The sequence below is a fragment of the Flavobacterium sp. GNP011 genome (assembly GCF_056428925.1).
Window position 1 is genome coordinate 37,448 of record NZ_JBWJVJ010000001.1, and the last position, 23,886, is coordinate 61,333.

At 31.7% G+C, this 23,886-nt stretch carries 19 protein-coding genes and 1 tRNA gene; 11 read left to right on the forward strand and 9 right to left on the reverse strand.

The window, feature by feature from the left end; translation table 11 throughout:
- Positions 1 to 32: 32 nt before the first annotated feature.
- Together ybeY and AC061E_RS00140 are read right to left on the reverse strand one after the other, a co-directional pair.
- Positions 33 to 452: an rRNA maturation RNase YbeY gene (gene ybeY / locus AC061E_RS00135; protein ID WP_478284449.1), complete on the reverse strand. Its 420-nt coding sequence runs from the start codon at positions 450 to 452 to the stop codon at positions 33 to 35.
- The gene (locus AC061E_RS00140) at positions 449 to 3,733 is read right to left on the reverse strand and encodes a coiled-coil domain-containing protein (RefSeq protein ID WP_478284450.1); all 3,285 of its coding nucleotides are present in this window, start codon (positions 3,731 to 3,733) and stop codon (positions 449 to 451) included. The genes ybeY and AC061E_RS00140 overlap by 4 nt, the downstream gene beginning before the upstream one ends.
- Positions 3,734 to 3,869: 136 nt before the next feature.
- Between AC061E_RS00140 and gltX the strand changes: the two genes are divergently transcribed.
- Positions 3,870 to 5,375, forward strand: a complete 1,506-nt coding sequence (gene gltX, locus AC061E_RS00145; RefSeq protein ID WP_478284451.1) for a glutamate--tRNA ligase — start codon at positions 3,870 to 3,872, stop codon at positions 5,373 to 5,375.
- Between the two features lie 30 nt (positions 5,376 to 5,405).
- Here the strand turns inward: gltX and AC061E_RS00150 are convergent, their stop codons facing one another.
- Positions 5,406 to 6,797, reverse strand: coding sequence for a hypothetical protein (locus AC061E_RS00150; protein WP_478284452.1), 1,392 nt, complete (start codon positions 6,795 to 6,797; stop codon positions 5,406 to 5,408).
- 133 nt (positions 6,798 to 6,930) lie between these two features.
- Between AC061E_RS00150 and AC061E_RS00155 the strand changes: the two genes are divergently transcribed.
- Positions 6,931 to 7,920 carry an SPFH domain-containing protein gene (locus tag AC061E_RS00155; protein ID WP_478284453.1) on the forward strand — a complete coding sequence of 330 codons (990 nt, stop codon included), beginning with the start codon at positions 6,931 to 6,933 and terminating at the stop codon, positions 7,918 to 7,920.
- Between the two features lie 448 nt (positions 7,921 to 8,368).
- On the opposite strand, the gene AC061E_RS00160 is transcribed toward AC061E_RS00155, so the two are convergent.
- Positions 8,369 to 10,459 (reverse strand): glutamine--tRNA ligase/YqeY domain fusion protein, encoded by a 2,091-nt coding sequence (locus AC061E_RS00160; RefSeq protein ID WP_478284454.1) that lies wholly within the window; start codon positions 10,457 to 10,459, stop codon positions 8,369 to 8,371.
- Between the two features lie 122 nt (positions 10,460 to 10,581).
- Here AC061E_RS00160 and folB point away from each other — a divergent pair, with 122 nt between their 5' ends.
- Together folB and AC061E_RS00170 are read left to right on the forward strand one after the other, a co-directional pair.
- Positions 10,582 to 10,941, forward strand: a complete 360-nt coding sequence (gene folB, locus AC061E_RS00165; RefSeq protein ID WP_478284455.1) for a dihydroneopterin aldolase — start codon at positions 10,582 to 10,584, stop codon at positions 10,939 to 10,941.
- 115 nt (positions 10,942 to 11,056) lie between these two features.
- Positions 11,057 to 11,127: transfer RNA gene (locus tag AC061E_RS00170), tRNA-Cys, on the forward strand.
- Between the two features lie 449 nt (positions 11,128 to 11,576).
- On the opposite strand, the gene AC061E_RS00175 is transcribed toward AC061E_RS00170, so the two are convergent.
- From AC061E_RS00175 to rnr, 3 genes are read right to left on the reverse strand one after another with little or no spacing between them, the layout of a single operon-like run.
- Positions 11,577 to 12,257, reverse strand: coding sequence for a LysE family translocator (locus AC061E_RS00175; RefSeq protein WP_478284456.1), 681 nt, complete (start codon positions 12,255 to 12,257; stop codon positions 11,577 to 11,579).
- A 42-nt stretch (positions 12,258 to 12,299) separates the two neighbouring features.
- Positions 12,300 to 13,013: a head GIN domain-containing protein gene (locus tag AC061E_RS00180; RefSeq protein ID WP_478284457.1), complete on the reverse strand. Its 714-nt coding sequence runs from the start codon at positions 13,011 to 13,013 to the stop codon at positions 12,300 to 12,302.
- A 6-nt stretch (positions 13,014 to 13,019) separates the two neighbouring features.
- Positions 13,020 to 15,212, reverse strand: coding sequence for a ribonuclease R (gene rnr / locus AC061E_RS00185; protein WP_478284458.1), 2,193 nt, complete (start codon positions 15,210 to 15,212; stop codon positions 13,020 to 13,022).
- A 119-nt stretch (positions 15,213 to 15,331) separates the two neighbouring features.
- On the opposite strand from rnr, the gene AC061E_RS00190 reads away from it, so the two are divergent.
- The 3 genes from AC061E_RS00190 (at position 15,332) to AC061E_RS00200 (ending at position 18,102) form a co-directional block, all read left to right on the forward strand.
- Positions 15,332 to 15,565 (forward strand): DUF2007 domain-containing protein, encoded by a 234-nt coding sequence (locus AC061E_RS00190; protein ID WP_478284459.1) that lies wholly within the window; start codon positions 15,332 to 15,334, stop codon positions 15,563 to 15,565.
- A 732-nt stretch (positions 15,566 to 16,297) separates the two neighbouring features.
- The gene (gene rpiB, locus AC061E_RS00195) at positions 16,298 to 16,729 is read left to right on the forward strand and encodes a ribose 5-phosphate isomerase B (RefSeq protein ID WP_478284460.1); all 432 of its coding nucleotides are present in this window, start codon (positions 16,298 to 16,300) and stop codon (positions 16,727 to 16,729) included.
- A gap of 191 nt (positions 16,730 to 16,920) precedes the next feature.
- Complete coding sequence (locus AC061E_RS00200; protein WP_478284461.1) at positions 16,921 to 18,102, forward strand: ATP-binding protein; 1,182 nt, start codon at positions 16,921 to 16,923, stop codon at positions 18,100 to 18,102.
- Here AC061E_RS00200 and AC061E_RS00205 read toward each other — a convergent pair.
- Positions 18,043 to 18,327, reverse strand: coding sequence for a DUF1294 domain-containing protein (locus tag AC061E_RS00205; protein WP_478284462.1), 285 nt, complete (start codon positions 18,325 to 18,327; stop codon positions 18,043 to 18,045). The genes AC061E_RS00200 and AC061E_RS00205 overlap by 60 nt on opposite strands.
- Before the next feature lie 87 nt (positions 18,328 to 18,414).
- On the opposite strand from AC061E_RS00205, the gene AC061E_RS00210 reads away from it, so the two are divergent.
- Both AC061E_RS00210 and AC061E_RS00215 read left to right on the forward strand, forming a co-directional pair.
- Entirely contained in the window at positions 18,415 to 19,233 is an 819-nt protein-coding gene (locus AC061E_RS00210; RefSeq protein WP_478284463.1) for a BRO family protein, read from the forward strand.
- Positions 19,234 to 19,268: 35 nt separating this feature from the next.
- A complete protein-coding gene (locus AC061E_RS00215) occupies positions 19,269 to 21,392 on the forward strand; it encodes a Tex family protein (protein WP_478284464.1) in 2,124 nt (707 codons plus the stop codon).
- A 71-nt stretch (positions 21,393 to 21,463) separates the two neighbouring features.
- Here the strand turns inward: AC061E_RS00215 and AC061E_RS00220 are convergent, their stop codons facing one another.
- Positions 21,464 to 21,664: a Sec-independent protein translocase subunit TatA/TatB gene (locus AC061E_RS00220; RefSeq protein ID WP_144889902.1), complete on the reverse strand. Its 201-nt coding sequence runs from the start codon at positions 21,662 to 21,664 to the stop codon at positions 21,464 to 21,466.
- Between the two features lie 191 nt (positions 21,665 to 21,855).
- On the opposite strand from AC061E_RS00220, the gene AC061E_RS00225 reads away from it, so the two are divergent.
- Together AC061E_RS00225 and AC061E_RS00230 are read left to right on the forward strand one after the other, a co-directional pair.
- Positions 21,856 to 22,362, forward strand: coding sequence for a peptidase (locus AC061E_RS00225; protein WP_230158343.1), 507 nt, complete (start codon positions 21,856 to 21,858; stop codon positions 22,360 to 22,362).
- Positions 22,363 to 22,389: 27 nt separating this feature from the next.
- On the forward strand, positions 22,390 to 23,877 hold the full coding sequence (locus AC061E_RS00230; RefSeq protein ID WP_478284465.1) for a GH3 family acyl-acid amido synthetase: 1,488 nt from the start codon (positions 22,390 to 22,392) through the stop codon (positions 23,875 to 23,877).
- Positions 23,878 to 23,886: the final 9 nt, after the last annotated feature.

The window sequence follows — 23,886 nt, forward strand, 5'->3', positions numbered from 1 at the left end:
TCCACGTGGAACGATATGGTATTAATAAAAGATTAGTGTTCCACGTGAAACATAACTATCTTTTCGTCTTCTTTCTTTCTCATTAATAAAGATTCAGAATCACTCTTGTCTTTATAACCACAATAATGAAGTATGCCGTGAGCTAAGACTCTTTTCAATTCTTGATCAAAAGTTACCTTAAAATCGTTAGCATTATCTTGTACACGTTCAATGGAAATAAAAATATCTCCATTTAATTCATTGCCTACAGAATAATCAAAACTTATGATATCTGTAAGTGTATCGTGATTAAGATACTCTAGATTAATTTTGTGAAGGTATTCATCATCACAAAAAATATAATTTATTTCTCCTTCTTTTTTATTTTCAGAAACTATCACAGCGGAAAGCCAAGCAGCAAAACTATCTTCGTTGTCTAATGTGAACGTGGATTCGTAATTAAAATTGATCATTTGTTGTTAAAATAAACTTGAACTTTAGTGTTGAAATTTGAGCGCAAAGGTAAGGATTGTCTATTTAAAATCTCTTTACTATTTAAATAATCTAGTAACGCAGCTGGAATCCTATTTGAACTACCGTTAAAATCTTTTTGATTGGTCTCTGATTGTCTTTTAGTATCTTCTCCTTGTTCTTGAATAGCTGACTTTAGTTTAAGTAATTCTTGTTTAATATTCAGAATACGTTGCATGTTTTCATTATTAAAACCCTTATTAAGCAACTGCTTTTCTAAAGCTTTCATTTGCTCTAAGACATTCTGACCTTTAGCTCCAATGCCTTTATTATTAAGTTCATTTTGAAGAGACTCTCTCAACTGGCGTTGTTCTTTATAAATATCCATAATATCTTGAGCTTCTCCCTCACCCGATTCACCTTTTGATCCGGATTGAGATGGCTTTCCACTACTACCCGGTTTAGGGGTATTGCCACTCTTTTGACCTTCTTTCATTTTATCGGCTAAACCATCCATCTTTTTAATAATATCCGGAAGTTGCATTCCATCATTATTACCAGGTTTTGGTTTACCTTGACCCATACCCGACATCTGAGATTGCATGCTACTTAAAATAGAACTTAAAAAATCAGCTAATTTATTAGCGCTCGAAACTGTATATTGTTGATGAGACAATCCTTTTGAAATTTGAGCATCGGTAAAAGTACTAAGTGACTTATCTAAATTATAAGAAACGTTTCCTATTTCCTTAGTAATATCATCAGTGAATTTTGGGTTTCTAAGTGACATGGCAAACAAACTATCATCAGCATGTTTAAACTGTTGTTTTAAATCTTGTTGGATTTTAATGTTTTTATTAAACGCAGGAGAACCAGGTTTGAACTTTTTAAACTGATACATTAGGTCTTCTTGAGTCAAAGAAAAGGACAGTAAATTATCTAAAATTTGTCTCAACATGGCAACGTCCTCCTCCATTTGTTCTTGTTCAGCAGACTCCATTTCTTGAGCCATTTCTTGAGCCATTTGCTTCATCTTTTTGGATGCGTTCTTTTGATTAGATTTAGCTTTTTCTTTGTTATTTTTTGATAATTCAGAAATAGCTTTATTCAATTCCTCATCAACATCTTTCTTTTTAGAATCTGAATATGGTAAAGATAAAGGTGCTTTTAATTCTTTATTCTCTTTAGACAATGCATCCAGTTCTTTCTTTAAAGAATTAAATTCTTCATTAATCTCCTTTTGATTATCCGTTTTATTGAGTTTATCATCGTTAGATAAATTTTCTTGCTTGTTAGCTAGTTTTGAAAGTTGATCTTGCAACTGTTCCGCTTTCTTTTCTACGTAATATTTTTTAGTAAGCTCAACTAATTGTTCCAAACTCTTAACTTGATTCTTACTGTTTTGTTTGAATTTTTCCAATTTAGAAAACAATTGATCGTTCTGAATTTTTTCAGTTAAGGATTTTAATTCGTCTAATAACTTATCATTCTTATCTAAATCTTTCTCGGCTTTCTCTAAACGTTTTTGAAGTTCTTCTTTAAAAGCATCTTTCTTTTCCGTTTTAAATTGAGAAAGGTTTTCATTCATTTTCCTTGTGAAATCTTTCATGACCGCATCTTGCTTAGTTTGACGTTGTATAAAATCATCTAATTTTTGTTGGTCTTTAAAATCAAGAATATCTTTTTCTTTACCTAGTTGTTGCAATTTATCTAAAGACGAAAATTGCTTATCTTGTTGCTTTAAAGATTTAGATAGTCCAGAAACATTTCGGGATTGAGACTCTAAAACTTCAGCTACTTTTTCCTCTTCGGTTACTACCCTATTTGAGAAAATAGAAGACTTTGAACTTTTGAAATTATGCAAAGCATCAGTATCAAATACTTCAAAATAATACTCATAATCTACCCCTTCACTAACAGGTAGATTGCTTGGAAAAGCAAAAACAAACTGATCAAAAGAGGCTTTCTTGACAGCAATAGTTCCACGTCTAACATGAGAAGGATTCTTTCGATCATAGTAAACAATTTGTAGTTTCGAAAGTCCGTAATCATCAGATACCTGACCAATAACAAAATTCTTACTAACATTGAGACTATCTGGAGCTTTAGAAACCATGATAGAAGGAAACTGATCTACTATTGTATTAATTTCATAATTGAGTTTCTCAAAATTAGCAACAGCAATATTAGAAGTAGTAATTTGATAATCCAGATTTCTAGAAATTCGCTTAGACAATTGGAAAGTATTATTCGATTTAACGAAAAAAGATTTTTGATTATCTTCAATAAAAGATACAGATTGTGTTTTAGATGTGTTCAACTTCCATGTAACAACTGTGCCTTCAGGAACCATAGCATTACCTGTTCCTTTAATAATTTCAGACTTTTTATTTAGGTAACTCGGAAATTGTAAATACATTTCAAAGTCGGCAATAGAAGGAACTTCAATTACATTCAATTCATAATCTGGAGATAAAACTCCGTTAGCCTCCACGTGAAACAATAAAGACTGAATAGGTTTAGTAATTTTAAATGAAAACTCTCCTTGGGCATCCTGTTCCATAAAATAAGTTTCATCATTTAAGAAAACGACTATATTTTCGGGCATTATTTTACCTACTGTTTTCATGCGTAAAGTAAAATCAGAACCTTGCTCTACTTGTAAATTTTTGTTAAGAATAATAAATTTAAATGGCGCTGGTGGCTGAAAAGGCGAACTAAAATTAACAACACGATTTAAACTTTGAGAAATTACAGCACTGTTTCCCGTGAAATAAATAAGAAAGACCAAAATTATGGGTGCTAAAGCTAAAGGATAATACTTAGAATTTGCTTTAAAATTAATAGCATTCTCAAAAGGAATCGGAGAAAGTGTATTGGATTTTTGTTCAATAGAAGCTAAAACTAATTCCAAAGATACTGAAGATTGATCTTGAGATAACTGTAAAAAATTGATCAATTTGTCTTGAACTTCAGAAAAATGTATACCAATTATAGCTGAAGCTGCTTTATAATCAATACCAGATTTTAATTTAAAAAGCTTAAAAATGGGAATCAAAATAAAACGAAAGAACAAAAAAGCTTCTACAATGATAAATAGAACAAATAAAAAAGTTCTATAACTAGGTTTAAGCCATAAAAAATATTCAATAAAAAGGGTAAGTAAAAAATAAATTAAACCTAAACCGATAAAGAAAAGAGATCCTTTAATGAGTTCATTGGTGTAATACTTTTTAATAAAAGCTTCTAGTTTATCGTAAATAACATGCTGACTTTTAAGCATAATATTGGTATTTATTTAACCTATAAAACTAATAATTTAAATCGATGCAAAATATCAATTTAAGTTAAATAATATACCAAAATTAGAAAACCATAATAAAAGTATAGAATTGTATCTTTGCAATAAAAAAATATAGATGTCTAAACAAGTTCGTGTGCGTTTTGCACCAAGTCCAACAGGACCTTTACATATTGGCGGAGTTCGTACCGCATTATTCAATTATTTGTTTGCGAAGAAAAACAACGGTGTTTTCTTTTTACGAATTGAAGATACAGACCAAAACCGATTTGTTCCTGGTGCCGAAGAATATATCATGGAAGCATTAGAATGGTTAGGAATTGCTCCTGATGAAACGATTGGTAAAAACGAAAAATTTGGACCTTACCGTCAAAGCGAAAGAAAAGATATATACCAAAAATATGCAGCTGATTTGATAAATTCAGGCAATGCGTATTATGCATTTGATACGTCAGATGCTTTAGATGCGGCTAGAAAATTAGAAGAAGAACAAGGAAAAACGTTTATATACAACCATACTAACAGAGAAAAATTAGATACTTCTCTAGTAATTTCTGAAGAGGAAACTGCAAAAAGAATTGCTGCTGGAGAACATTATGTAATACGTTTTAAAACCCCAGTGAATGAAACTTTGCATTTACATGATATTATTCGTGGTGATGTAAAATTTGAAACAAATCTTTTAGATGATAAAGTATTGTTTAAAAGTGACGGCATGCCAACGTATCATTTGGCTAATATAGTAGATGATCATTTAATGGAAACTTCGCATGTTATACGTGGTGAAGAATGGTTGCCTTCAATGCCTTTACACGTTTTATTGTACAGAGCATTTGGTTGGGAAGCACCACAATTTGCACATTTACCGCTAATCATGAAACCTATTGGTAACGGAAAATTATCAAAACGTGATGGAGATAAAATGGGTTTCCCAGTATTTCCATTAGATTGGAAAACAGAAGAAGGAGTTTCATCAGGATACAGAGAAAAAGGATTTTTCCCTGAAGCAGTTCTAAACTTTTTAGCATTACTAGGTTGGAACGACGGAACCGATAAAGAGTTATTCTCATTAGAGGAACTAGTCTACTCATTTGACTTAAATAGAGTTCACAAATCAGGAGCAAAATTTGATCCTGAAAAAAATAAATGGTTCAATCATCAGTATTTAATAAAGCAAGAGAATGCAACTTTAGCAAAAGCCTTCACCCCTATTTTAATTGAAAAAGGTTTTAATGTAGAAGAAACAAAGCTTACTAAAATAGTTTCCTTGATTAAAGAGCGTGCCCATTTTGTATCGGAATTTTGGGAAATGAGTGATTTCTTTTTTGTGGCTCCAAAAAGTTATGATGAAAAAGCAAGCAAAAACTGGAAAGCTGAAACTCCTGCACTAATGCAAGAATTAATATCTGTAGTGGAGGAAATTACTAATTTCACATCTCTAAATATCGAAACAATTGTCAAAGATTGGATGACGAAAAACGAAATTGGGATGGGAAAAATTATGCAACCATTTCGTTTGAGTTTAGTTGGCGCACTAAAAGGTCCTCACCTATTTGATATTGTAGAAGTCATTGGAAAAGAAGAAACCATTTCGAGAGTTCAGAAAGCAATAGCAACATTATAAAAAAACAGCTCCCAAATTGGGAGCTTTTTTTTAGTCTTTAAAAAGAGTAACTTTAAAATATTGATTTTCACAGGCTTCATACAACCAGATTCCTTTATCTGAAAATTGAGCAGAAAAAAACAAATTGCCTTTTAATTTCAAATTCTTAATATAATTAGCAACTTTTAAATTAGAGTTAAGTGCTATAATGCCATTAAAATCAAATTTTGCATTAGTAAATCCTTTAAAAGTAGAATTAACATCATACATATTATTTTCAGTATCATCTAAATGTGCAAATGTTTCGTTGAATATTACATTCTGAGTTTTAGAAATTTTACCTGAAGATTTATCAATAATGCTATAATTGAAAAAATCTTTCAATCCATTAATTCTGATACTTAAACAAACATTATTATTTAATTGATATAAATCAACAAAAACTGTAGTCATCACATGGCTTTTATTAAAATCAGAGTCCTCTATATCATTTATTGATTCCCAAATTTTGTTACCTGCTTTATCAAATTTAAAAATATAAAATCCTTTAGGATTAGCCAAATCGTTTAATTTACCTAACTCATTGCCGTATAATCCGTAAATATAAACATCACCATTTTTAAAATCCTGGATATAATTGTTAATAGAAAGGTCATCTCCAAAATGCAAAAATTTATTATCATAACCTCCAGGAGTAAATTTACCTCCGTCATTTTTTGAATAAAGAAAAACACGATTAGGTATTTTTAAATCATAAACTATCTCTTTAACTGTTTTTCCTTCATTAGATAAACAAGTTCTATAGAAGATTGTATTAGAATAATCCTTAGAAATAGATTTACTAATCAAATCAACAGTTTCATCATAATTCACTGCTAAATTAAACTTAAACTCCTCTTTGCTTTTAATAAAATTAGGACCGATATATCTATCCAAATTAGGTTTATCAATCTTAAAAGTATTTTTCTTTCTAGTAATCATATCTTTAACACATAGATAGATATCATCTTTTTGAAAATCAACATCAAATTTTCCTTTAGAATTTCTTAAGGTATAGATATATTTCGAAGTAAAGTTTTGAGATTTTTCAAATACTAAAATATTATCGTCCCTAAGTTCAGAATTTTTTAATTCTAATAATTTTGCATCAAGAATGTAACCCATTTTAAGTTTAAAAACTCCTTCAGAATCATCCTGATAAACAAAAGCATTTTCAGTATTAGAATTTTTAGTATAGCCAAATTTAATATTTGAATCCAAAAAAGGCTTTGATACTCCATTTTCATCATACATATTTCTACCATCTATTAGAAAATTACTGTTAGGCAGCAATCTACCTTTTGTATATCGATACGTTTTACTGTCCTTATTCTCAACAATAGTTGTTTGAGCAGATAAAAAAACAGAAGAAATTAAAGTAATACTTAAAATTATTCTTTTCATAAATTTTAGTTTTTGGTTAATTTAAAACCAAAAATATAATAATTTTTAACAATAAAAATCATAAAAAAAATAAATAAAACATAATTATATAATTCGTAATTTAACAGAAATTAAAAACTTAAATCAAATTATCATGAACATTGCATTAATTGTTATTCTTGTCTTTGGATTATTCATTTTGTTATCCTCATTTTTTACAGTTAAACAACAAACAGCTGTTGTAATAGAACGCTTTGGAAAATTTTTAAGTATAAGACAATCCGGATTACAGCTCAAAATTCCAATCATTGACAGAATTGCCGGAAGAGTAAATTTAAAAATCCAACAATTAGATGTTATCATTGAAACTAAAACTAAAGATAACGTATTTGTAAAACTAAAAGTTTCGGTTCAATTTATGGTTGTAAAAGAAACGGTTTATGATGCCTTTTACAAATTAGAATATCCACACGATCAAATTACATCTTACGTATTTGATGTAGTTCGTGCCGAAGTACCTAAATTAAAACTGGATGATGTTTTTGAAAGAAAAGATGATATTGCCATTGCAGTAAAAAGAGAATTAAATGAGGCCATGACCACTTATGGTTACACCATCATCAATACTTTAGTAACTGATATTGATCCAGACATTCAAGTTAAGAATGCCATGAACAGAATCAATGCTGCAGACAGAGAAAAAACGGTTGCAGAATTTGAAGCTGAAGCATCACGTATTCGAATTGTTGCAAAAGCCGAAGCTGAAGCTGAAAGTAAGCGATTACAAGGACAAGGTATTGCAAACCAACGAAGAGAAATTGCAAAAGGTCTTGTAGAAAGTGTGGATGTCTTGAATAGAGTTGGTATCAATTCTCAAGAAGCATCAGCACTTATTGTAGTAACCCAACATTATGATACATTGCAAGCCATAGGTGCAGATACAAATTCGAATTTGATATTGTTGCCAAATTCACCACAAGCAGGAAGCGATATGTTAAATAATATGATTGCATCATTTTCAGCTTCTAACCAAGTTGGTGAACTAATGAAAAAAAGAAATGAAAAAGATCACAGATCGAAAGATCATAAAATAGAAAATCACAATTCAACTGATCATTCCGAAATTCAGGATAAAGAAGAATAAAAAATTAAAGAGGCCAAGCGCCTCTTTTTTTTGTGCCATCATTTTTTTTGAAACTAAAATAAAAAATGAACTCCTCACCTACTCTTTCATTTTTTAAATAAAATCAGAACGTAATTTTTTTAACTTTTCAAAAAATTAAATTTCACGTGGAAAAAACAGAAAAAAGTACATTTTCAAAATTGCAACAGCCTATTGGAACAAATATGTACAAAAAGTAACTATTTTTACACCAAAACCTAATTAAAGAGTCATTATTAAACGAAATTTTTAAAAACATATAAATTGATGTCTAAATAAAATTAATTGCTTAAAATTAAAATATGAGCGTCAATTTTAATAATTAAAAATAATAATTTTAAGAAATAAAATAGATATTACTAATAATAACAAAACTCCCGATTAAAGGAGTTCTAGTATTGGTAATATCTATAATTAAAAAGTGATTTTTCTAATTTAATAAAGCAAGCACTTTTTCGTTTTTTTCTACATTTTTCAATTCTGATAAAACTGCTTCAAATAAAACTAAATTATCAGCATCATTTTTCAAATTCAAAATTGCAGCCATTCGAACGGAAGCCAATTGACTTTTTAATGACATAGTATAAAATTTTTGAACCAAATCAGCATCAAACGAATTAATTTCAACTTTATCAGAATATTGAACAATCAAATTAGCAAACAACAACGCATTGTTATCATTTTTGATATTTTTGGTAACCGTTTGAACTAACAAACTATAGTTATCAACACTCTTGATGTTTTCAATAATAGCAATTAAAAGAGAAGCTGCAGCAGTTTCATCCTTTTCTTTAACGTACTTATTCAGATCTTTTTGAGTATTCATCAAAAGATTTTCTTCTTTTTTACCTTTTTCTTCCCAAGCATCTTTTAATCCAACCGTTTTGTTGAAAATAATGGTCTGAGCAGTACTGTCTTTATCAACATTAAAATATCCTAAACGCTGAAATTGAAACTTATCACCCGCTTTCACAGTAGCTAAACTAGGCTCTACATATCCTTTTACAACTTGAAGAGAATTCGGATTCATAAAATCCAAGAAGTTTTTATCTTTATGACTGTCAGGTGCTTGGTCTAAAAATAATCTGTCATATAAACGAACTTCCGTTTCCAGAGCATGAGCAACTGAAACCCAATGCAAGGTACCCGCAACTTTGCGTTGGCTAGCTTCACTTCCACTTCCACTCTTGCTATCTGCATCATAGGTAGCATGTATTTCAATAATTTCTCCTGAATCATCTTTTACAACAGATTCACCTTTAATGATATAGGCGTTTTTTAAACGTACTTCACGACCGATACTTAATCTAAAAAATTTAGCAGGAGCATCTTCTAAAAAGTCTTCTCTTTCAATAAACAATGTCTTTGCAAAAGGTACTTTTCTGAAACCAACACTTTCATCTTCTTGATTATTCTCAGCATCCAACCACTCTTCTTGACCTTCCGGATAGTTCGTAATAATCAATTTAACTGGGTCTAATACAGCCATAACACGTGGCGCAGTTTTATTTAAATCTTCGCGTAAGCAAAATTCTAACAACGAATAATCGATGATATTTTCACGCTTTGCAACTCCGATAATTTCACAGAATTTACGGATAGAATTAGCAGTATAACCACGTCTGCGTAAACCAGAAATAGTAGGCATTCTAGGATCATCCCAACCGTTTACAAAATTTTCTTGAACCAATTGCAGTAATTTACGCTTACTCATTACAGTATAATTCAAATTCAAACGAGCAAATTCATATTGATTTGGACGCACTTTCGTATTATCATAAATTTGATCTAAAAACCAATTGTACAACTCACGGTGCATTACAAATTCTAGAGTACAAATCGAATGTGAAATTTGTTCTATAAAATCGCTTTCGCCATGCGCATAATCATACATTGGATAGATTTTCCAATCATTACCTGTTCTATGATGATGACGATGTAACACTCTATACATCAACGGATCACGCATCAACATATTAGTAGAAGCCATATCAATTTTGGCACGTAAAACATGACTTCCTTCCGGAAAATCACCATTTTTCATACCTTCAAATAAAGATAAATTTTCTTCAACTGAACGATTTCTATAAGGTCCATCAACACCAGGTTGCGTTGGCGTTCCTTTTTGAGCAGCCATTTCTTCAGAAGATTGACTATCTACATAAGCCTTTCCGTTTTTAATCATCATTACAGACCAATCATACAATTGTTGAAAGTAATCAGATGCGTAACGTTCTTCAGCCCAGTTAAAGCCTAGCCATTCCAAGTCTTCTTTAATAGCATCAACATACTCCTGCTCTTCTTTGGCAGGATTAGTATCATCAAAACGCAAATTAACAGGAGCATTGTACTTTAAACCCAAACCAAAATTCAAGCATATTGATTTGGCATGCCCAATATGTAAATAACCATTTGGCTCTGGTGGAAAACGAAAACGTAATTTATCTTGAGGAAAACCGTTCGTTAAACTGTCTTCAATGATTTGTTCTATAAAATGGAGTGATTTTTCTTCAGTTGACATCTTTTTGTTTTATTTTAGCAAAGATAAAAAAAACTTTAAGGTTTGAGTTTAATGTTTACAACGAAACCAATTAATAGCTGGGATTTCAGCAGTATCTTTATACATAAAACTAACAATCAAAAATGGGAATAATAAAACTTAAAAATATCAGAACTTTCTCTTATCACGGTTGCTTAATCGAAGAGGGAAAAATAGGATCAGACTATCTCGTTAATCTTGAAGTAAAAACAGATTTACGTAAATCAAGTATCTCGGATGATTTAAAAGATACTGTAGATTATGTGCTGTTAAACCGCATTGTAGTGGAAGAAATGGACATACGATCAGATTTATTAGAGCATGTGGCGCATAGAATTGTAAATCGTATTTTTAATGAAATTGCTGCTATATCAAGAATTGTAGTTCAGGTTTCAAAACTAAATCCTCCTATTAGTGGTGACGTTGAAGCAGTTACTATTGAAATGGAGGAATATAGAAATTAATTTCTGTTATTCTTAATAAAGAAAATTACTTTGTAATAGAATTATATGCTTTATTTAGAAATTGAAACTTGCTTTTACGAAATTTTATAGTACATTTGCAAACCAATTAAATATTGGCGTCGTGGCCGAGCGGCTAGGCTGGGCTCTGCAAAAGCTCCTACTCCGGTTCGAATCCGGACGATGCCTCTAAAACCTTCAAGGAAACTTGAGGGTTTTTTTGTGATTTATTTTTAGAAAAAATAAAGTAAAATAATGGCTCGGATCCGTCCCGAAACTTCGGGAGATGCCTCTAAAACCTTCAAGGAAACTTGAGGGTTTTTTTGTGATTTATTTTTAGAAAAAATAAAGTAAAATACTGGCTCGAATTCGTCCCGAAACTTCGGGAGATGCCTCTAAAACTTTCAAGGACACAAACAAAGTGAATTGGCGTAGTAAACTTGAGGTTTTTTTGTGAATTATTTTTAGAAAAATTCTGTTGTTTAAACCATTAGGTTATTAAGAAAATTAAGAGTAAACACACAAGAATAATAAATAATTAAATTCATTAACACTTAAATGACTTATTTGTATAAATTAAAAAAGCCCTGACACTATTTATTAGAATCAAGGCCTTTTGATTTAAATAGAATTTAAAATTACTTATTCTCTATTTTTTCAAATGCTTTTTTAACCAATTCTTTTTCTTCGGGAAACCACCCTTGAGTGATTAGTACTATCCCAAAAATCATCATCACTACACTTATTCCTTTTTTAATTTTAATAATATTTACTGGAGTAAGTTTAGTTTTTAATTGTTTGGCTAACAATATTTTAAAACAATCAATTATTAAATAACTCAATATTACAGATATAAAAAAAGTTATCATTCTAGACGTTTGCATCTCCAGTTTTGGTCCCACAGATATTATAATAGCAACCCAAAAACCTAGAACGCCTATGTTGATAAAGTTGAGTAAAAATCCTTTTACAAAAAGACTAATGTAATTTTTTTTGACAATTTCTTTGTCAATAAGATCAGTATTTATTTTTTGTTCTTTTTTTAATTGAACAAAAGAAATAATGCCGTAAGCTAACATAATAACACCACCAAAAATGAATAATGCTGGTTGATCTTTGATACTTTGTATTAATCTATAACTTCCTAAATACGCAATAGCTATAAAAAAAATGTCTCCTAAAACAACACCTAAATCAAAAACTAAAGCGGCTCTTAATCCTTTTATAATACTGGTTTCAAGTAGTATAAAGAAAACAGGACCTATCATAAAACTAAGAAATATTCCCCAAGGAATACCCGCTAAAATATCGTTTACCATTCAAAATTAAAATTTGTTGCCTGTAAATATACCAAGGATTATCTATTTTTCTTGAATTTTACCACCTATGAAAACTTCTTTATTAATTTGTTTGGGTTTACCATAAATAAAAATAGAACCTCCGGCACGAACTTTTGCATCTACGAGCGTGGTAGCATAAACATCAGCTTCACCACCTGCAGAGACACTTATGGCGGTTTGTGTGGTAATTAAATCTTTGGAACTTAAAATACCTCCAGATGTAATTACAACGTCTTGATTTGTTGCTTTTCCAGTTAAGGTAACAATTCCACCAGCATTGACTTTTACATTGACTTTTTCTACGTTTAAATCTAAAATAACTTCACCACCAGATGTTGCATTAACTCCAAAACTAGTCTGTTTAAAATCATATTCACTAGAAACATAAGCACCTTCACTAACTGAAATTTCTTCAATTTTATTAAAATATAATTTTACAGTGATGTGATTACCTGAAAGTAATTTTGGGAACGGCATTCTTATTTTTAAAATTCCGTTTTTATTTACCGTCTCTAATTCTTCAGATCGATCACCTGTAATAACAATCTTGTTTTCCGAAGCTGGAATTAATACAACTTTAATCTTATCAAAAACTCTAACTTCATCAAAATCACCCAGATTTCTAGATACTTGAGCATTCGTAATTTGACTTAAAATTACAAATGCAAGTAGCACTATTTTTTTAGTCCAATTTCTAAAATTACTTTTTTGATATTCCTGAATCTTTGATTTCATTTTTTTTTACTTTATAGGTTCACTAACTCTTCTTAAAAAATTAAAATCCAATTGTTTTTTAACTAAATCGGCATTTTTAACTTTAACGAAAATTTCATCTCCTAATTGCAATAACTTACCAGAAGTTGCTCCTGTTAATGCATATTGTTTTTCATCGAAAGTGTAATAATCATCACGTATGTCTCGAATACGAACCATTCCTTCGCATTTATTTTCGATAATTTCAACATAAATTCCCCATTCTGTCACACCCGAAATCACACCCAGAAACTCTTGATCCTGATGATCTTGCATGTATTTTACTTGCATGTATTTGATGGAATCACGTTCCGCATTGGTTGCCAAACCTTCCATAGTTGACGAATGCAAACATTTGGTTTCATACGTTTCTTCATCTACTGATTTTCCTCCATCAAGGTAAAACTGTAACAAACGGTGCACCATAACATCTGGATAACGACGTATTGGCGATGTAAAATGAGAATAATAATCAAAAGCAAGTCCGTAATGACCAATATTATCTGTCGAATATTTGGCTTTACTCATACTTCTAATAGCCAGTGTATCGATTAAGTTTTGCTCTTTTTTACCATTAACATCAGCCATTAATTGATTCAAAGACTTAGAAATATCGCCTTTGTTTCTGAAATCAATTTTGTAACCAAACTTAGCAATTACGGTTTGCATGGCTATTAATTTGTCTTCATTAGGCTCATCGTGAATTCTGTAAATGAAGGTTTTCTTTTGTTTACCAATGTATTCGGCCACTTTTTTATTAGCCAAAAGCATGAACTCTTCAATCAAATGATTGGCATCTTTTGAAACTTTAAAGTAAACTCCTTGTGGTTCACCCGCATCGTCTAAGTTGAATTTTACTTCGACTTTATCAAAAGAGATGGCACCATCAGCCATTCTCTTTTTTCTAAAAATCTTAGCTATTTCGTCCATTTTAAGCGTTGCTGCGACAATTTCTGCAGGAACTTGATAAGATGCTCCTGTAATCGAAATTTCTACCGGAATAACATCTTGTTTGGTTTCTATGATGTGCTGCGCTTCTTCATAGGCAAAACGTTGATCTGAATAAATTACCGTTCGACCAAACCACTGGTTTACCACTTGAGCTTTATCAGTAATTTCAAATATGGCCGAAAACGTATATTTCTCTTCTTGCGGACGTAATGAACACGCAAAGTTTGATAAAACCTCAGGCAACATGGGTACTACCCTATCCACTAAATAAACCGATGTGGCTCTTTGATAAGCTTCATCATCAAGGATAGTTCCTTCTTCTAAATAGTATGAAACATCAGCAATATGAATTCCTATTTCGTAGTTACCATTTTCTAATTCTTTGAAAGACAAAGCATCATCAAAATCTTTAGCATCTTTTGGATCAATGGTGAAAGTTAACGTATCGCGCATATCACGACGATTGGCAATTTCAGCTTCTGTAATCGAAGTATCTATTTTTTGTGCATAAGTTTCAACTTCAATAGGAAACTCTGATGGCAAACCGTATTCAGCCAAAATGGCATGAATCTCCGTATCATGTTCACCTGGTTTACCTAAAACTTTCACAACAGTCCCAAACGGACTATCAGCACGTTTTGGCCAATCTTCAATATGTACCAAAACTACATCACCTTGCTCCGCCTCGCCTATTTTATCCTTTGGAATAAAAATATCAGTATACATTTTTGGATTGGCAGTAGAGACAAAAGCAAAATTAGCTTGGATATCAATTACGCCCACAAAATCTGTTTTGTGTCGTTCTATGACTTCAATAACTTCACCTTCAGGACGTTTTCCTTTTCTGCGGTTGTACACATATACTTTTACGATATCTTTATCTAAAGCATGATTCAAGTTTGCGGTAGGAATAAAAACATCATCCTCAAGATCTGGACAAACAAAAAAGGCTGTTTTACGACCAGTCATATCAATCTTACCTTCGTAATAATCTTGACTAGCAGCTTTTACCAAAAATTTACCTGGTTCCGACTCAATAATCTTGTTTTGCGAGGCTAAAATTTTTAAATCTTTTATAATTTGATTTCTACTCTCCGTATCATCAAGTTCTAGCTTTGCTCCTATTTGTTTATAATTGAATGCTTTATTAGCACTTTGCGATAGTATTTTTAATATTTTATCCGTGAAATCTTTCCCTTTCTTTATCGGCTTTCTTAATCTTTTACTCATAAATCTTGTTCTTAAAAGTCTAAAATTACGAAATACTACATTGTTATCACTAAAATAGCGCTAGTTTTAAATAAAATATAACTTTACGTAATAGTTGTATCTTTATAAAAACTATACCAATGGAAGCATTTAAAACGATTGCTATATTCAATTACGCACACGAAATTGTGGTAATCAAACATTTATTAGAGCAAGAAGCAATTGCTTTTTTTTTCGAAAACGAAAATCTTGTATCAGTTGATCCGTTTGGCAGTTTTGCCTACGGAGGAATCAAACTCAAAATTCATCAAAACGATTTTGAAAAAGTGCAAGCTCTTTTGGATCACTTGAACAACAATTTGAAAATCGTTTGAGATCAATTTTAAAAATTTTTGAATTTTCTTTTTTCAAAGTTGTCAACATATATTTAAATAAACAAAAAGAAAAATTAAATTTTAAATCCTTCTTGGTTGTTATTATAGTGTGTTAATAATGGCAATAAATTTTTTAAAAATGATATTGAAAATCAGTTTTAAGATGTTATTTAGACTTATCAACATACTTATATGGAAATAATCTATTGATTTTAAAAGAGTTTCTATTTTTAATTAACAACGGTTGATAATTATAAATGAATTGAATTTGTAAATAAGTAATTTTTTAAAATTAGTTAATAAAGTACTTTTGAGTATTGATAACTTTTCTAAAAATTCTGCAAACTAAATTAGGAATTAATAAGTCAGTTTTGGATTAGTTATTTTTTTCATTTTACCAAAAATTAGTTCTTATTTTCTATCTCAAGTTATGAACATTTTATGTTAATTTAAAGTTATCTGAATATCAAGCATTTGCGTTTTGGTATTAACAATGTAAAATTTTAACATTTAAATCATACATTTTATACTGATTTACAAGTATTTATATACTTATTAAAATTGTTAATAACTGCTAAATATTTCATTACTAAGTCTTTAAATAATATTATAAAAATGGCCTGAAAATAGTGTTTATAAGAATCAATTTTCGGCAACAAACTTAGCTGTATTTCCTCTTCAATAGTAGATTAGTTTCTCTAAATTTGCAACACACAACTTAAAACATACAAAATGAAAATTTCAATTGGAAACGATCACGCCGGGCCAGATTACAAAAAGGCAATTGTTGAAATGCTTATCGCAAAAGGACATCAAATAACCAATTATGGAACTGATTCAGTTGATAGCGTTGATTATCCTGATTTTGGGCATCCAGTAGCTAATGATGTAACAGAAGGTAAAGCTGATTTAGGAATTGTAATTTGTGGAAGCGGAAATGGAATTGCAATGACTGTTAATAAACATGCTCAAGTTCGTGCTGCTTTGTGTTGGACCAAAGAAATTGCAATTTTAGCACGCCAACATAATGATGCCAATATTATTAGTATTCCTGCTCGTTTTACTTCAATTCCACAAGTATTAGAAATGGTTGAAGCTTTTATTAGTACTGATTTTGAAGGTGGCAGACACCAAAATCGTGTCAATAAAATAGCCTGTCAATAAAATTTTGGCTGCTACGCAGCTTTATAATTACATCAAGCTCGGTTTTTTACTGGGCTTTTTTATTTTCTATTGACTAAATTAATCTAAATTCAGTCAACGTACTGACTGAATTAATGTAAATTCAGTCAACGTACTGACTGAATTAACGTTTTTTAAGTATATTTGTATCTAAATAATTAAAATTCAAGCTTATGAATTTTTTAGAAAGAGGAATAGATACATTATTTTCTAAAAGAGTTTTACCTAATAAAGTATTGATTTTATTAGGTGCAAGACGTGTGGGTAAAACAGCTTTTATCAAAAATTATCTTGCTACCATTCCAAAAGAAGATTATTTGCATTTGAATGGCGAAGATATTCAAGATGCAGATTTACTCAAAGAAAGATCAGTAGCTAATTATAAACGTCTTTTAAAAAAAGTAAAATTGTTAGTAATTGATGAAGCTCAAAACATTCCTGATATCGGACTCATTTTAAAATTGATAGTTGATTCTATTGATGACATAAAAGTAATTGCTACAGGATCGTCAGTTTTTGATTTATCTAATAAGTTGGGAGAGCCATTAGTAGGCAGAAAAAATACTATTTACTTATTTCCTTTGGCACAAATAGAATTTGCTAAATATGAAAACTTTAAAGAAACCACTCAAAAATTAGAAGAACGATTGCTTTTTGGGTCCTATCCAGAATTAGAGCAATATCCAGAATGGGAGGAAAAGATTAACTACCTGAAAGAAATCGTGAATTCGTATTTATTAAAAGATATTCTAGTTTACGAAGGGATTAAACAATCCAATAAAATTCTGGATTTATTAAAGTTAATTGCTTTTCAAATAGGGCAGGAGGTATCCTTGCAAGAATTAGCAAGACAATTGGGTATTTCTAAAAATACAGTCGAAAGATATTTGGATTTACTTTCGAAAGTGTTTGTTATTTACAAAGTTCCTGGTTTTAGCAAAAATCTACGCAAAGAAATAACCAAATCAAGCAGATGGTATTTTTATGACAACGGCATTCGGAACGCTATTATCGCTAATTTTAGTCGGTTAGATTCCAGAACAGATGTGGGAGCATTATGGGAAAATTATCTTGCTTCGGAACGTATAAAAAATCAAAATTACACACAAAAAACGGTTTCTAATTACTTCTGGAGAACTTATGACCAACAAGAATTAGATTGGCTTGAAGAAGAAAACGGTATTTTAAGAGGTTACGAATTCAAATGGAATGAAAACAGAAAAGCAAAAATTCCTACGGCTTTCGCCAAAGCGTATCCAGAAGCTAGTTTTGAAGTGATTAACAAACAGAATTATTTAGATTTTATTAGCTATGAGTCCGAAATAATAGACCAGAAAGATCAGTCCGATTTGTAAAGTAGCAAGTAACCAAAACTTCCATAAATAGCTTTTTTTTGCTGTTTTATGTCTAAAAAGTAACATTGCAATTCCTGAACCAATTGTGCCGCCTAGAAATACAAAACTTAAAAGAGTTCGTTCTGAGATTCGTCTTTTTTGATTTTTAGCTAAAAATTTATCATAACCTATACTCACAAAAGCGATAATGTTAATCACAAAAAAGAAACAGAATAAAACAGTCATTTGATTTAAATTAAAGTCAAAGATAAATGAAGTAAGTAGTTTTTCTTATATTTAGAATCCTTATTTAAGTCTAAAAAGTTATTAATTATGAGTCCAATTAAATTATTCGAAGCCAAAAAAGTTCGAAGCCATTACGATGCTGAAAAAGAAATTTGGTATTTCTCAGTTATTGATGTTATTCAGATTTTAACAGGAACAGATAGACCAAGGAAATATTGGTCTGACTTGAAAAAGAAACTATTAAAGGAAGGAAGTGAAGTGTCCGATAAAATCGGACAGTTGAAAATGCTTGCTGAAGATGGTAAAAATAGATTGACAGATACTGCTGATACCGAAACTTTATTGCGCTTAATTCAATCCATTTCTTCACCAAAAGCAGAACCGTTCAAGCAATGGTTGGCAAAAGTGGGCTATGAACGAATGCAAGAATTGGTAGATCCCGCCCAAAGTTTAGACCGTGCCCGTGAAAATTGGCAAAAATTGGGATGTAGCGAAAAATGGATTCAGCAGCGAATGACAGGGCAGGAGACTCGCAATAAATTAACCGATTATTGGAAAGAATCGGGTGTGGAAAAGAAAGATGAATTTGCAATGTTGACCAATATCATTCATCAGGAATGGTCAGGATTATCTGTTAAAAATCATAAAGAAATAAAAGGACTAAAAACTCAAAATTTACGAGATCATATGACGGAAGCTGAATTAATTTTTACAGCTCTAGCAGAACTTTCTACCCGACAAATTGCAGAAACAGATGAATCCAAAGGTCTTTTAGAAAATGCAAATGCCAGTAAGAAAGGAGGAGCAATTGCCAAAAACGCCCGACTAGCTTTAGAGGAGAAAACAGGAAAAAGTGTAGTAACAGGAGAAAATTTTCTACCACCAATTCAAAAAGAGCTAGAGTAAATTTAGCTATTTTAGCCGTCCGAAAAAATCAAAAAATGAACAATATACAATTCATTGCCAAGTCTGTTCAAACAGCAGCCATCAACATTCAAAAAACGGTTCAACTTTTACAAGAAGATTGCACGATTCCCTTTATTTCCCGTTATCGAAAAGATACTACTGGAAATCTAGATGAAGTCCAAATTGAACACATTGCCAAACTTCAAAAAGAGTACGAAGCAATTGCTAAACGCAAAGAAGCAATCCTAAAATCAATTGAAGAGCAAAACGGATTAACGTCTGAATTAGATAGAAAAATACAACAAAGTTTTGATTTACAGGAATTAGAAGATTTGTATTTGCCGTTCAAAAAGAAGAAAAAAACCAAAGCAGATGTGGCTCGTGAAAATGGATTGGAACCTTTAGCGAAAATCATCATGGCTCAAAACAAAGAGGATGTTGATTTCCTGGCTACTAAATATTTGAACGATAATGTGACGAATGAAGATGCCGCTTTGCAAGGCGCACGAGATATTATTGCCGAATGGATCAACGAAAATATTTTTGTTAGAAAACAGTTGCGACGCCTTTACGAGCGCAAAGCAACCATTACAACCAAAGTAGTAAAGACCAAAAAAGACGAAGAAGGCGCTCAAAAATTCAACCAATATTTTGATTGGTCAGAACCCTTGACAAAAGCACCTTCGCATAGATTATTGGCAATGCTACGTGCCGAAAATGAGGGTTTTATCAAGTTTAAAGTCGAAGTCGATTTGGACGAAGCCTATGATATTATTGATGAATTGGTTTTAAAAGGAGACAGTCCAGCCACGCCACACGTGCAATTAGCCATTGAAGACAGCTACAAACGATTGCTAAATCCTGCTATTTCAAACGAAGCTTTGCAAGAAGCGAAAGCCAAGGCTGATGCCAATTCGATTCAAGTTTTTGCAACTAATTTAGGGCAGTTATTGCTATCACCACCTTTGGGAGAGAAACGAATTTTAGCCATTGACCCAGGATTTCGTTCAGGTTGTAAAATAGTTTGCTTAGACGAAAAAGGCGATTTAATATACAACGAAACTATTTATCCGCATGCGCCACAAAACGAAATCTCGATGGCCATGAAAAAAATAAAATCAATGGTAAATGCGTATAATATCGACGCAATTTCCATTGGAAACGGAACGGCATCTCGAGAAACCGAATTTTTTATCAAGAAAATTGCTTTTGATAGAGCGGTTCAGGTTTTCATTGTTTCAGAGGCGGGTGCTTCGGTATATTCGGCATCAAAAATTGCTCGTGAAGAATTCCCTAATTATGATGTTACGGTTCGCGGATCGGTTTCTATCGGTCGCCGATTGAGTGATCCTTTGGCGGAGTTGGTAAAAATTGACCCAAAAGCCATTGGCGTGGGCCAATACCAGCATGATGTAGATCAAAGCAAATTGAAAGAAGAACTAGATACCACTGTGGTGCGTTGCGTGAATTCAGTAGGAGTAAATATCAATACGGCGAGTAAACATTTGTTGAGTTATGTGAGTGGAATAGGAGAGAAGCTAGCCGAAAATATTGTGAATTACCGATCTGAAAATGGTCCTTTTGAGGATCGAAAACAACTCAAAAAAGTACCTCGTTTGGGCGAAAAAGCTTTTCAACAAGGAGCAGCTTTTATTCGAATTAAAGACGGCAAAAACCCATTGGATAACTCAGCCGTTCACCCCGAAGCTTATTCAATTGTGGAAAAAATGGCCAAAGATTTAAAGCTGAAAGTCACTGATTTGATTGCTAACAAGGAGAAAACAGCCTTAATTAAACCAGAAAATTATGTTACGCCTGAGATAGGTTTATTGACTTTAAAAGATATTATTAAGGAATTAGAAAAACCCGGTTTGGACCCTAGAAAAGCTGCAAAAGTTTTTGAATTTGATCCGAATGTAAAAACAATTAAAGACGTAAAAACAGGAATGATTTTGAACGGAATTGTCAATAACATTACCAATTTTGGTTGTTTTGTAGACTTGGGTATTAAAGAAAGTGGTTTGGTACACATTTCTCAACTCAAAGCAGGCTTTGTAAGCGACGTAAACGAAGTGGTGAAGTTGCACCAGCACGTTACTGTTAAAGTAACGGAAGTAGATGAGGATAGAAAGCGAATTCAGTTGACGATGATTTTGTAAAATAAAAAAGTCCTAGTTCTTAAAATGAATTAAGAACTAGGACTTTTTAAAATATTGTTTTTTAAAAAAGATTACTCTTTTGTTTCTTCTTTTTTACTTAAAGGCTGGCTGTCTTCTTTTGCAGCATTCTTAAATTCCTTGATCCCACCACCAAGACCTTTCATTAATTCCGGTATCTTTTTACCACCAAAAAGGAGTAAAACAACAGCAATGATTAAAATCCATTCTGAACCACCCGGCATGAAACCTAAAGTTATGTTTAAAAAGTTCATATCTCTAATATTTAAATATAAGTCACAAAGGTAAATAGAAATATGCATCCTAAATTTTTTTTAGTGTGTTTTTTTAATGCAAGCACCGTTAAAAATTTACTAAAAAAGAGATTTCTATTTTAACAGCTTGTAAAAACTAGTAAATACAAGCAATAACAATTATTGTTATATTTGTTTGATAAACAAATTCTATGTCCAAGAAAAGACTAAAACGTAAATTAATAAAGGAAAATTTATTTAATAAGAGGCGTTTAATTATTTTAAATGAGGATACTTTTGAAGAAACTTTTTCATTGAAACTTACTTTGATGAATGTATTTGTAGTAGCAAGCGTTGGGGCAATACTTATTATAATTGTTACTACTTTTATAATTGCATTTACTCCTTTGAGAGAGTTTATACCAGGCTATTCATCCTCAAAATTAAAAAGAGAAGCCATAGAACTTGCTTTAAAATCAGACTCTTTGTCTAAGGCTATTAAACAAAATGAGGATTATTTGAAAGGAATAAAAAAGGTATTGACCGGAAAATTAGAATACGCAAAATTCAACAAGGATTCCATTTTAGAATCGGCAACTACTTCAGATAAAGAAATAGACTTGTCCGCTACTGATGCGGAGTTGGAGTTACGAGAACAAGTTGCACTTGAGGACCAAAAAGCAAAATCATCTGGTTCTAAAACTAAAAAGTCAAACTAAAAATCTTTAAAAAGAAGCACTTACATAATGTCAATAAAATCATTTGCTGCAAAATTATTTGCACATAAAATATACCAGAAAACGCAAAAATGGGCAGCAGAACCAGTTGCTACACAGCAAAAAGTATTACAACAGTTAATTGCTCAAGCAAGCACTACTCAGTTTGGAAAAGACCATTATTTTGAAAGTATAAAAACCGCAAAAGATTTTGCAAAGCAAGTTCCTATTCGGGATTATGAGGCGCTAAAACCTTATGTCGATAGGGTGGTTCAAGGTGAGGCAAATGTATTGTGGACTGGTAAACCTTTGTATTTTGCTAAAACATCTGGAACTACTTCCGGTGCTAAATACATTCCGTTAACTAAGGAATCAATGCCGTATCATATTGAGGCAGCTCGAAACGCGATCTTGCATTACATACATGAAACCGGTAAGGCTGATTTTGTAGATGGCAAAATGATTTTCTTGCAAGGAAGTCCACTTTTAGAAGAAAAAAACGGAATAAAATTAGGGCGCTTATCTGGAATTGTAGCGCATTTTGTTCCAAAATACCTTCAAAAAAATAGAATGCCATCTTGGGAAACCAATTGCATTGAAGATTGGGAAACCAAAGTAAACGCCATTGTAGAGGAAACGTTTCACGAGAATATGGCTGTGATTTCCGGGATTCCATCTTGGGTGCAAATGTATTTTGAAAAATTGCATCAAAAAGGAGGGAAGCCTGTGGGCGAAATTTTCAAAAACTTTAATTTGTTCATTTACGGCGGTGTGAATTACGAACCGTATCGGGCGAAGTTCGAGAATTTAATAGGTCGAAAAGTAGACAGCATTGAATTATTTCCAGCTTCGGAAGGATTTTTTGCGTATCAAGATTCTCAAAAGGAAAAAGGAATGTTACTACTGCTGAACTCCGGAATTTTTTATGAGTTTATCAAAAGTGACGAATTTTATACCGAAAATCCAAGAAGACACACTATTGGCGAAGTTGAATTGAATGTCAATTATGTTTTAATTATTTCTACCAATGCTGGACTTTGGGGCTATAATATTGGTGACACCGTTCAGTTTACGAGTTTAAAACCGTATCGAGTCATTGTATCTGGCAGAATCAAACATTACATATCGGCTTTTGGAGAACATGTTATTGGTAAGGAAGTAGAAAGTGCGTTGCAAGAAGCTATTATTGGAACATCAATCAGAATTAATGAATTTACAGTAGCCCCACAAATCACGCCAGTCGAGGGATTACCGTATCACGAATGGTTTATAGAATTTGAAAACGAACCAGAGGACAGCGTAGCATTTGCGGAAGCGCTGGACAATGCCATGCGCAAACAAAACATGTATTATGATGATTTGATTGTGGGCAAGGTGTTGCAAAAAGTGGTGGTTACCAAAGTAGTTAAAAACGGTTTTCAAGAATACATGAAATCAATTGGTAAATTAGGGGGTCAAAACAAAATTCCAAGACTTTCGAATGACAGAAAGATAGTGGATTTGTTAAAAAGAGAATAAATGTCATAC

Excerpts from the sequence above, each read along its gene's own strand:
- ybeY (WP_478284449.1), bottom strand. The coding sequence starts at position 452 with ATGATCAATTTTAATTACGAATCCACGTTCACATTAGACAACGAAGAT.
- AC061E_RS00140 (WP_478284450.1), bottom strand. The coding sequence starts at position 3,733 with ATGCTTAAAAGTCAGCATGTTATTTACGATAAACTAGAAGCTTTTATT.
- gltX (WP_478284451.1), top strand. The coding sequence starts at position 3,870 with ATGTCTAAACAAGTTCGTGTGCGTTTTGCACCAAGTCCAACAGGACCT.
- AC061E_RS00150 (WP_478284452.1), bottom strand. The coding sequence starts at position 6,797 with ATGAAAAGAATAATTTTAAGTATTACTTTAATTTCTTCTGTTTTTTTA.
- AC061E_RS00155 (WP_478284453.1), top strand. The coding sequence starts at position 6,931 with ATGAACATTGCATTAATTGTTATTCTTGTCTTTGGATTATTCATTTTG.
- AC061E_RS00160 (WP_478284454.1), bottom strand. The coding sequence starts at position 10,459 with ATGTCAACTGAAGAAAAATCACTCCATTTTATAGAACAAATCATTGAA.
- folB (WP_478284455.1), top strand. The coding sequence starts at position 10,582 with ATGGGAATAATAAAACTTAAAAATATCAGAACTTTCTCTTATCACGGT.
- AC061E_RS00175 (WP_478284456.1), bottom strand. The coding sequence starts at position 12,257 with ATGGTAAACGATATTTTAGCGGGTATTCCTTGGGGAATATTTCTTAGT.
- AC061E_RS00180 (WP_478284457.1), bottom strand. The coding sequence starts at position 13,013 with ATGAAATCAAAGATTCAGGAATATCAAAAAAGTAATTTTAGAAATTGG.
- rnr (WP_478284458.1), bottom strand. The coding sequence starts at position 15,212 with ATGAGTAAAAGATTAAGAAAGCCGATAAAGAAAGGGAAAGATTTCACG.
- AC061E_RS00190 (WP_478284459.1), top strand. The coding sequence starts at position 15,332 with ATGGAAGCATTTAAAACGATTGCTATATTCAATTACGCACACGAAATT.
- rpiB (WP_478284460.1), top strand. The coding sequence starts at position 16,298 with ATGAAAATTTCAATTGGAAACGATCACGCCGGGCCAGATTACAAAAAG.
- AC061E_RS00200 (WP_478284461.1), top strand. The coding sequence starts at position 16,921 with ATGAATTTTTTAGAAAGAGGAATAGATACATTATTTTCTAAAAGAGTT.
- AC061E_RS00205 (WP_478284462.1), bottom strand. The coding sequence starts at position 18,327 with ATGACTGTTTTATTCTGTTTCTTTTTTGTGATTAACATTATCGCTTTT.
- AC061E_RS00210 (WP_478284463.1), top strand. The coding sequence starts at position 18,415 with ATGAGTCCAATTAAATTATTCGAAGCCAAAAAAGTTCGAAGCCATTAC.
- AC061E_RS00215 (WP_478284464.1), top strand. The coding sequence starts at position 19,269 with ATGAACAATATACAATTCATTGCCAAGTCTGTTCAAACAGCAGCCATC.
- AC061E_RS00220 (WP_144889902.1), bottom strand. The coding sequence starts at position 21,664 with ATGAACTTTTTAAACATAACTTTAGGTTTCATGCCGGGTGGTTCAGAA.
- AC061E_RS00225 (WP_230158343.1), top strand. The coding sequence starts at position 21,856 with ATGTCCAAGAAAAGACTAAAACGTAAATTAATAAAGGAAAATTTATTT.
- AC061E_RS00230 (WP_478284465.1), top strand. The coding sequence starts at position 22,390 with ATGTCAATAAAATCATTTGCTGCAAAATTATTTGCACATAAAATATAC.